This window comes from Pseudoroseomonas cervicalis ATCC 49957, assembly GCF_000164635.1.
Lineage (GTDB): Bacteria > Pseudomonadota > Alphaproteobacteria > Acetobacterales > Acetobacteraceae > Pseudoroseomonas > Pseudoroseomonas cervicalis.
This window is the reverse complement of sequence record NZ_GG771018.1, coordinates 1-1262: the sequence shown is the minus strand read 5'-3', so window position 1 is coordinate 1262 and position 1262 is coordinate 1. Positions and strand designations below refer to the sequence as shown.

The following is a 1262-nucleotide window of genomic DNA, read 5'->3' as shown; positions in this document are numbered from 1 at the left end:
GATGCTCGACGCCCTGCCGCCCGGCGCCCGCATGACCCGCGCCGGCAGCGCCACCGTGGCCGGGCTGCGCTGCGACAACTGGCGCGTCACCGCGCGCGAGGGCGAGGGCGAGATCTGCCTGACCGCCGATGGCGTGGCGCTGCGCGCCAGCGGCACGCGCGACGGCAAGAGCGGCAGCCTGGAAGCGCTGCAGGTCACCTATGGCGCGCAGGACCCGGCGCGCTTCCAGGTGCCGGCGGGCTACCAGCCGGTGACGCTGCCGCAGGGCCTGCCGCCGGGGCTGGTGCCGGGCCTCGGCGGGCGCTGAGCGCGGCTCAGCGCGGCCCGGCCGGCAGGCCGAAGGCGTGCTCCAGCAGCGGCGAGGGCAGCTGCCCCGCCATCGCCGCGCCCCAGCCGCGCGGCGCGGCGCCGAGGCCGAGCCCCTCCGCCAGCGCCGGCGCCAGGTCGTCGGTCAGCAGCGCGGCATAGTCCGGGTCGAATTGCCGCCCGGCGCAGGCGCGCAGCTCGCGCAGCGCGTCGCCCAGCTCCAGGTGCCGGCGATAGACGCGGCCGGGCTCGACCATGGCCACCAGCGCATCGGCCACGCAGGCGGCGCGCACCAGCGGCGCCAGGGCCGGGCCGGGCAGGCCCTGCGGATAGCCGGTGCCGTCCCAGCGCTCGTGATGATGCCGCGCCACCGCCACCAGCGGCACCGGGAAGCCCAGCGCCTGCAGCGTCTCCGCCCCGGTCTCGGGATGCGCGCGCATGCGGCGCAGCTGCGCCTCGGTCAGGCGGCGGTCGGAATCGAGCAGCTCCACCGGCAGGAACAGCTTGCCGAGATCGTGCAGCAGCCCCGCGGCGGCCACCAGCGCGACCGGCCCGAGCCCCCGCGGCCGCCGCGCCCGGATCGCCAGCAGCACCGTCGCCACCCGCACCGAATGGTCGGCCGTGGCCGGGTGGTGCCGTCGCAGCGCCGCCAGCAGGCGCTGGCTCTGCCGCATCATCTCGTCCCGCCAGGGTGGGTCCAGGGACGGGTCCGGGGGCGCCGGGCGGGGCGCCGGGTCGGGGGGCATGCTGTCGTTCACCGCGCGGCCATCATGCCGCGCGGCGGTGGAGAGGGGCCATCATATCGCTGTGCGCGGTGCCAGCAGGGCCTCCAGCTGCCGCTCCAGCAGCGGCAGCGGACAGGGCTTGGCCAGCAGCGGCAGCGCGTCCGGCCCCGCCGGCGGCGCCATGGCGAAGCCGGAGAGCAGCAGCACCGGCAGGCCGGGCCGGCTGGCGCG

General features: G+C 78.4%; 1 protein-coding gene and 1 pseudogene. One reads left to right on the top strand and one right to left on the bottom strand.

Going from position 1 to position 1262, the window contains the following annotated elements:
* Positions 1-307: pseudogene (locus HMPREF0731_RS21380) on the top strand (hypothetical protein); the annotation flags it as partial.
* A gap of 7 nt (positions 308-314) precedes the next feature.
* Here the strand turns inward: HMPREF0731_RS21380 and HMPREF0731_RS23405 are convergent.
* Positions 315-1064, bottom strand: a complete 750-nt coding sequence (locus HMPREF0731_RS23405; RefSeq protein ID WP_083854620.1) for an HD-GYP domain-containing protein — start codon at positions 1062-1064, stop codon at positions 315-317.
* Between the last annotated feature and the right edge of the window lie 198 nt (positions 1065-1262).